General features: G+C 46.5%; 6 protein-coding genes. 1 reads left to right on the forward strand and 5 read right to left on the reverse strand.

From position 1 onward, the window contains the following. Positions 1 to 16: 16 nt before the first annotated feature. From ACCI51_RS12700 to ACCI51_RS12710, 3 genes are all read right to left on the reverse strand, one after another. The gene (locus ACCI51_RS12700; protein ID WP_299583996.1) at positions 17 to 379 is read right to left on the reverse strand and encodes a cupin domain-containing protein; all 363 of its coding nucleotides are present in this window, start codon (positions 377 to 379) and stop codon (positions 17 to 19) included. Between the two features lie 58 nt (positions 380 to 437). After that, entirely contained in the window at positions 438 to 2,057 is a 1,620-nt protein-coding gene (locus ACCI51_RS12705; RefSeq protein WP_371843880.1) for a Na+/H+ antiporter, read from the reverse strand. A gap of 1,418 nt (positions 2,058 to 3,475) precedes the next feature. Continuing rightward, complete coding sequence (locus ACCI51_RS12710; protein ID WP_371843881.1) at positions 3,476 to 4,336, reverse strand: alpha/beta fold hydrolase; 861 nt, start codon at positions 4,334 to 4,336, stop codon at positions 3,476 to 3,478. 454 nt (positions 4,337 to 4,790) lie between these two features. On the opposite strand from ACCI51_RS12710, the gene ACCI51_RS12715 reads away from it, so the two are divergent. After that, the gene (locus ACCI51_RS12715; RefSeq protein ID WP_371843882.1) at positions 4,791 to 4,955 is read left to right on the forward strand and encodes a hypothetical protein; all 165 of its coding nucleotides are present in this window, start codon (positions 4,791 to 4,793) and stop codon (positions 4,953 to 4,955) included. A 101-nt stretch (positions 4,956 to 5,056) separates the two neighbouring features. Here ACCI51_RS12715 and ACCI51_RS12720 read toward each other — a convergent pair whose 3' ends face one another. Further along, positions 5,057 to 6,139 (reverse strand): TonB family protein, encoded by a 1,083-nt coding sequence (locus ACCI51_RS12720; RefSeq protein ID WP_371843883.1) that lies wholly within the window; start codon positions 6,137 to 6,139, stop codon positions 5,057 to 5,059. Between the two features lie 765 nt (positions 6,140 to 6,904). After that, a complete protein-coding gene (locus ACCI51_RS12725) occupies positions 6,905 to 7,222 on the reverse strand; it encodes a hypothetical protein (protein WP_371843884.1) in 318 nt (105 codons plus the stop codon). Between the last annotated feature and the right edge of the window lie 1,079 nt (positions 7,223 to 8,301).

Here is an 8,301-nt window from a genome sequence, read left to right on the forward strand (position 1 = left end):
TTTATTTGATCGCAGCTTATCCATCCTGAGCCGGACTGTAATCGAGCACCGCTATCACAGCCCGACCGGGGGTCAGGGTTTCACTCACGTGACCCTCTCCCCGCAAATCTCTGGCCAATAAAATATCACCAGCCACGAAGATACGTTGCTCTCCGGAGCTCGTCGTTATTTTTACTTCTCCAGCCAGGTAAATAATAAATTGCTCACGCGGGGCACAGTGCCAATCAAAAATCTGCTGGGCGATAAATTCGCGAAAATATAACTGTTTAACCGGATACGCTTCGGAATACTTTCCAAGAAATTGGCTCGTCTCATAGTTTATATTTCTCTTTCTAAATGTAGATAAACCATCAATCGTAACCAACTCTATATATTCCACTTGGCTGCTCCTAAATCGCAACTAATCAATCCTTAAGATCTGCCCACCCTGCTAAGCACTACTCCTTAGAGAGAATACTGGCTTCAATTAAGTCGACTTCAAGCACGAGTTTTCTATGCAACTCATCGTCAATTTCCCGCCGCACCCGCAACTGAAAAAGACGCTCACGCTCTGCCGCTAGCGCATCTAAACGAAAATTGCGCTCCATTCGCGCGCGAACCCACAGGCTTTCCCCTCCCTCATCATCGCCGCTGATTATTCTGCGACGATATAAGTCCAATAGATGGTCAATCGCCTCATAGGCAAGGTCCTTATTTTCCCAGTGCCCGTCAATCTCCCTGCGCAAGCTGAGCAAACGCTCTTCAGCGGCCTTAGCAGCAGAGACTCGCGCGCCCCGCTCATCGCCAATTGCCGCCAGATGTGGCGTATCCGGCAAGCTCCTCAGCACAAAGGGCAGGGCAATGCTGGCGAGTAACAGGGAGATCAATATAACCCCCATGGCAATGGTCAGGGCTGCTTCACGCCCCGGAAATGGCGAACCATCAGGCATCAATAGGGGGAGGGAAAAAGCACCGGCAAGAGTAATGGCTCCGCGCACACCAGCCAGGGTCAAAACGTTAACCAGGATAAAGTGAACGGAGAGACTGCGAATATTGCGACGAAAGCGTGATAAATAGAGAGAGACCCAAACCCACACGAAACGCAGCAGGAATAGAACAAAAAAAATAGCGAGGATATACAGCACAAGCATGCCGACACCAACATCATTCGCCCAGCTGGTATCCGCATCGATAAGCCGTACCAACTGCTCACCCAGTAGCACAAAAATAACGCCATCAAGTACGGTTTGCACGGTATTCCACACCGCCCGGCGATCCATGCGGGTTGAGGATTTTTCCGAACTATGCAGGCTGGTATAGTGCGTGGCAATTCCCGCACTGGCCGCAGCGAGAATTCCAGAGACTCCTAAACTTTGACCGGCCTGATACGCCGCAAAGGGTACCAGCAGACTTACCAGAATTTGTATCGCTGTGTCCTCGCCACTGAGGCGTACCAACCAGCGCAATAGATAGCCACAAATAAATGCGACTCCCGCGCCAATCACGACACCCCCGGCCGCCACCCAAAAAAATCCACCCACCGCCTGTGAAAAGGAAAAGCTGCCAGTAACCACTACCGCCACAGCAATGCGGAAAATATCCAAACCAGAGGCATCGTTAAACAAGGATTCTCCAGCTAGTATATGTTCAAGCCTTGGCGGAATATTATTGTTTCCTTGAACCACCGACACCGCCACCGGATCGGTCGGCGCGAGTATCGCGGCAATGGCGAACGCCATCGCGATAGGCATAACAGGCAGCAACCAAGCAATAAAGAAACCGACTCCAACTACAGTGAATATCACTAAACCCACGGCCAGAGTGATAATCGAACCAAGGTCCCTAAAAAAAGCCCCCTTGGGAATTCGCCAGCCCGCAAGAAAGAGCAAAGGAGGTATAAAAAGCAGAAAAAAAATATCCGGATCTAAGGGTATTTTTATCCCAAAACCGGAACCGAGAATAAAGCCACCTAAAATTTGTATCAGTGGCAAAGGAATGGGAAAAGGCAATATTCGCGCGACAATCAAGCTGAGCGCAACTACCAGAAGTAACAGTAGTGCAACAACGAGATAGTGCATCTCTCACTAAAATTCCTGTTAAAGACTGCCGCAGTGCGGCTTTCAACTCGAATAATCGGGTCAGTCATCCAGCCAGTATAGGAGACTCTTTTTCCTAGAGTCAGAACTTTAAATTTAGAGAAAATTTCTACGTGGTTTTCTAGCGAAAGTGCATAGTTCCAGGCGTTATTGATAACATCTGATTATTCACAACTGAAATAAAATCAGTAAATTATTTTAAATAGTCTTCTTATACAATTTTATCCTCAGCGCTCTGATATTTTCTAAGAGCACCTGCCCTGTGAATGTTTTATGCATTGACCACCCGAAAATATTGACCGAGTGTCGTTCTAATTATCCTTTTCTTGTATAATTCCGCCAACCATTGAGGCGCATAGGTTGAGCATTGATATGCTTGGGTTTAAATAGCGGGTAAGTGAATACAGTCTCTGTGCAGACAGATAATTTCCGCTTGAGACCCATTTCATCCAAGGCGTCTGGATCATTAACCAGAGCCAGTTCTCCCTGCCACTTAATGCTCTTCACCATTTTCACTAAATGATCCCCGGTTTTGATTAATCTAATCACCTAGTCAACTTCATCTTTAACGGCGTTTTTTAGCTCCTCACGAAGAGAGTGACGGTGATTGATGACAGGGAGCACGCTGAGTTTTTCAACCTTGCATTGCTCTATTCAAGGGAGGCGGTCCCCATTCCCTTGAGGCCGGTTAAACGGCGAGCCAAGTGTACCAAAATAGCCTCCCCCCAGAGCACCGATCATGAGTATGGGCTTAGCGGTCCCACCTTTCTGAAGTCCACATACAAGGGGGTGAATCCCAACTCCCAGATGGCATTGGCGGGCAGGGGTTTAAGCTGGACTGGACTGGACTGGACTGGACTATAGCTTACGCATTACTGAGACGTTTAGCGGCAGGACGGGTGATCCGCTCTTCCTCCAGCCGGTACTGTGCATTGTTGCCGGCACGGGTATTATCCTACGCAAACCAATCCCAATCACCCACCCAGAAGTTTCCACAGGCCGGGTTCGGCTGGCACCTTGGCATCCACAGGATTTACCGATGCCGCCTGAACTTCCACCAGTAAATCTCTCCCAAAAGCCTCTGGAATTGACGGGCTTACACCTTCTAAAGATTGCTTATTAAAAATAGAAGGGCTGTTGATAACCTACGATTTTCATCCTAAAAAGCTGCCTCTGTGCATAGTTTATCTAAGATGAAGTCCTCTTAGAGGGAGTTACCCACAGGAAGAAGGTCTTAAATGTGCAAGGAGTTTCAAAAAATACTGTAAAACCCAAACTGTTGATAACTTTGTCAACAGTTACCCACCGGGTTATGCCTCAGTAAAAATAAAATTGCGCCTGTGGAAAACTCATTTTGGGGACGGTTACGGTAGATTCCTTTCCCGGGCCCACCTGCTAATTCACTGGTAAGGTTCATCGCCCAAAAAGTCCGCCAGCAGCGCGTTAAATCTGTGTGGCGCTTCGAGAAACAGGAAGTGACTACCACCGTCTGCAGCATCGATAATTTCCAAGCGGGAACCTTTAATCTGCTGGTAAATCCACTCTTGGCACTCCACCGGGTGCGGGCTGGCACGGCCAAAGGCGATCAATGTGGGTTTTTTAATATGTGGAATGAAGTCACGCCAGTCACGGGTAACGTTGTCGATAAACAGGCGCGCCGCCAGGGTGCGAGGAAACTGCAGATTGACCGCGACCAGCTCTTCTCTTTGTGCCTCAGTCATCGCCGGCGTCACCATAGACATCAATATTTCCCGGGTGGCGCGCTCTCCCTCCGTACTGTGTAACAGACCGGTAAACTGAAAGAGTTTCGCAGGCGTGAGGATCGCCCCGGCCTCAAGGCATTCCTGTTCAGACCAATTGGGCTGAGCGAGCAACGCCGCCGGCTCATCGATAAATACAAGTTTGGTAACCCGCTTGTCACCAAACATTTCCAGGTAGCTCCAGATAACCGAGGCGCCGGCCGAGTGGCCTAGCAGATACAGCGATACGGGGTCTAAAGTGGCTATTATCTCTTGTAGATCTTTGGCCAACCGGGCAATTCGGTAACCGTGTGAAGGTTTTTCAGAAAATCCGTGGCCGCGCATATCCAGGGCAATCACCCGATAGCGATCACTCAGACCTGTGAGCTGGTACTTGAACAGGGCAGCCCCCTGAGACCAGCCGTGTAGAAGCAGCAGGGTGGGGCCAGCCCCGGCGCACAGGTAGCTCAGCGTGACCCCATCGGCAGTCGTGAATGAGCAGCGCTCAACAGATATGTTCATCAGCTGTAAGTTAACAATAATGTTTCATACTTTCATCAAGCTAACTTATTGATTTTACTAGGGTATGTATTCCGTGAAAAAGTTAAAGAATCATACTTTCCGCTTAAGATATGTTTGTTCATCTTAAAAACCTGACAATAAAGTATCATATTTTTTAGATTTAGAATTCTCTTACAGTACATATCCTGATCCAACTCCCATAGATTGCAGGAGCTCTTCACCAGCTTAATCCATTCTCAACTGCACACCTGGTCGCACTAGTGAATTGTGACTAAACGTCTCCCCATTGGACGAAATGCAGGCATTGATAACTCTGAATTGTATTTTAGTGTGCTCATACGTCATCATTTGTGATAAGTGTGAGTCATAGAGTGAATTTCTATGACTCACTCCAAGGGTGTTTTATGAGTCATAGATACAACAAGCATCCGTCGTTAATGTGCCTAGGAAATTCATGCTGGATCAGAACATCAGGCAGGCCTTCGGGAAACGACTCAAGGAACTAAGCAAGCAGAGGGTTGGACCCAAAGGGGGACTGGCAAATAAGTTAGATATCCACTACACCCATCTCAACAAGTACGAAAGCGGCATTCATGCACCACCGCTGCCGTTGAAGTAAAAAGGGCTCCGGAGACTGCCGCAGCGCAGAAGTTGCTTCAAATAGAGGGCTCTAAAGCTAAGACCTGAGCTCTCAAAAGTATTTAGACTCTTAAATAGCTGTTACTTAGCAATATTAAAATTAAAGCGTATGCGGCGATCCGGGGTTTCGACCGGTGTCCCTTCAATAAACCGTGGGGCAAAGCGAGATCCCGCTAGGTATTCTTCAGCAGCTCTTCCAAATTCTTTCGTTCCCTTAGTCTCCAAAATTTCGATATCTATTGGGATACCAGTATCTGAAATTGTGAATGACGCTACCACGTGCCCTTCCATATTAGTCCTCAATGCAGCTTTCGGGTATTTCAACCCCGGGCTAAATAGCGGCTGTGGCTCCTGATCCATATCAAATGGTGTAGCCTGACCTATTCTTCTGCATTGCTCGATGGAACGCTCCACTTGTCCGGTCTTTTCAAAAATTTCCACAAGGAAGGCTCTTGCCACGAGCTCCAACTGCTCATCTCGATTCTCTTCAATATCAGCCAACTCCAAGGCGTTTAACAAGTAGGGCTCCGCCTCTTTATATTTCCCCTTGAGCATCAGGTATTTTCCGAGATAAAAATCGGATAAGAAACCATAGTAAGTATGTTCCTTGAATGGGCCAGAAAACGCGTCTTGCGCCGCCACCAAATACCGATAGGCCCAAGTGTCTCGCGCATAGTCCATTGCTATTTGCCCTGCCTCAAAAGAGAGAATGGCATAAAAAGCCGATTCTTCGCCCTTCTGCAATTTCGCAATTTTCAGAGCTTTCTTAAGGGGGCGCCGATATTCAGGTCGTGAGCTACGCTGAAAATCTTCTGCAAGACTCTTTGCCAACTCCATTAAAGGGGAAATAACCTCAAGGGCATCCTCGCCATAAATTGACTGATATCTTTTTACAGCTTTACGCAGATACAACTCCGCCTCGCTCTTCTTGCCAAAACTGGCAAGTGCCATTCCGTAGTTTAAAGTTGCAGCAGCTCGACTTTTACTACTATCCGGCAAATTGCTTTCGCAAAACCCATACACTGTTTCAGCGGAAGCAACAACTTCCGACAGGTTGCCCCCCTTCAGGGCTGCCTGATAGTTGTCAAACAAATCCCCGAGCTCGCTTGCATTTACCTGGAAACTGACGCCAAGAAAAAATAGAAAAACCTGTATAAATTTCACTCTGTGTCTTCCATTGTAAATTAGCACAGTCTGCACCCGATTATCGATCCTTGACCACCCCATAACAGGAGCAGGACGAATGTTTATTTAGTCGCTGTCAATATTTGATAAGATCACAATACTACATATTTGGTCCTGCTGCTTCATTGAGAGCTATGCTAGTATTTCAGTTCCTATTAGTATTCCATCTTGATCAAAGTCAAAACAAACATCAAGCCTTTATAGCTCTGGACAACCCCTTTTAAACTAATTTGTTTGTCTACAATTCCAGGTATACCTACTCCAGGATGACCAGGCAAGCGTAAGTAGGCAACATCTGGGTCATCATCACTTACTTTTAGCTCAAATTTGCGATTCTAGCATTTTAATCAGCCAAATGGTTTCTCGATAAAAACGACTGCCGTTGGGACCATACTGATATCGGTAACGAGCTGAAAGGCTCAGCTGCGGCCTTCATAACTTGTTCATCGCTTCCCGTAATTCCATCAAGTCCTGTTAAAGACACTCGCAGAAAATCTCAACCTCACTCCATAACGGAGTGACTATAATCTGGAGAACATTTCGGTTCAGCGTGACCTTATGGACAATTTCAAGACTTGGAGTTGCGAGCAGCAGCTCCTCATAGTTACCTACATAGGCCGTCACCACTGCCGCATCATTAAAATCGATGTAGAGAGTTCAGTGATACTCAAAGATCAAACATATTAAAAACCACACCCAAGAATATGACTACTATTACAATCCATATATTCCTCCTGGATTGCCTTACGACTTCATTTTTTCTTGGTCTCCATACTCTGATAAATCGAATATGAAAAGCTCAAATACGTACGACAAGAGCAATAAAAATAGAAAACCAAAAAGTGAAATAGTTGCGATTTGAAGCCCCTTTGCCATGAAAAGAAATAGCAAAGTAAACAAGCCAAGCGAAGCTCCAAAATATGCAAGAGTTTTTGAAATATCATGTCTTCGAAATTGCTTCTCACCACAGCCACCACAAGCAAATGGAAAACTCTTACTGGCAAAAAAAGCTTTGTAAAAAGCGGTATTTTCACTACAGCCTGAACATTTTTTTCTTATCAATATAGACCAACCCCAAATGACCCCTGCACTAACTCAAAAAACAAAGCCCCGGCAAAGTAATATGCCGGGACTTTGGTGGATTTGAATGATATGAAGGAAAACTATCGACTACGATTACAAAACTCAATAGACCTTATTGGAGCTAATAATATAGTCAACTCTCCAATCATCTTAATCACCCTCTCTCCGCCTTATGATGAATAAACCTAATGCACATAAAACGTAGAGAACCAAGATAATTAGCGGTATCCAACCAAGCTCTCCCAAATTACGCTTAAAGAAATAAGAGGAGTAAATCACTAGGCCCCAAAAGCCGGTTACGAAAGCTCCATTCTTAAATAGATCCCTAATAAAATAGAACATAGCTTTCATTTACCAAAATGTAGGCCCACCCTCCTGATGAGAAATGACCTCTCCCTCGCTGTTTGTTATAGTAACTGAAATATTAATATTCGCCATTCCACTTTTTCGCCCCGACGCGGGTTTTACCTTAGCCGAATGTTTTCCAGAGGCAGCGGCCCGTTCTGTTCAAGCGAACACCCACCGGCCAACCTGTTGGTTGACCTGGCGCAGGCCCTCAAGGTCAGCACGGACGAGCTACTCGGCGTAAGGCCGGTGAAGAAGATCTAGCAGCCGGATTCCAGATTGCTGCGACGGATGCAGCAGATTGAGAAGCTGGACACTGCCACTAAGCGGAAGGTGCTTCAGGTGATCGATACGTTTATCGAGAATGCCAAGCTGAAGAAACAGGCTTAATAAACCATAACGACAAGGCCCCGGCAGATTACTCAGCCGGGGCCTTGATCAGTGAGGGTGTTCAAAACGCTGTATCAGATTTGGTCTGAACTAATCCACCTCATAGGCTGATGTATTTCTCCTAGCGATCCGGTACACCCCCAATTTTTAAGTTATGGTGATTCTTACATCGAGACCCATATCACTTAATTTCCTAGATTCCCATAACAACCGACACACTTGGCAATAGCGAGAGAGGCCAGCTGGCTGTAGGCTAGTAAGCTAGTAAGCTTCCACACAAACAAGCCAGGAACCTCATGGGAACCCATACCAACCAGCTGACC

Origin of the sequence: Microbulbifer echini (genome assembly GCF_041447225.1) — a bacterium.
In the GTDB taxonomy this organism is placed as follows: Bacteria; Pseudomonadota; Gammaproteobacteria; order Pseudomonadales; family Cellvibrionaceae; genus Microbulbifer; species Microbulbifer echini.

Coding starts and splice junctions, on each gene's coding strand:
- ACCI51_RS12715 (WP_371843882.1), top strand. CDS start 4,791: ATGCTGGATCAGAACATCAGGCAGGCCTTCGGGAAACGACTCAAGGAA.
- ACCI51_RS12710 (WP_371843881.1), bottom strand. CDS start 4,336: ATGAACATATCTGTTGAGCGCTGCTCATTCACGACTGCCGATGGGGTC.
- ACCI51_RS12705 (WP_371843880.1), bottom strand. CDS start 2,057: ATGCACTATCTCGTTGTTGCACTACTGTTACTTCTGGTAGTTGCGCTC.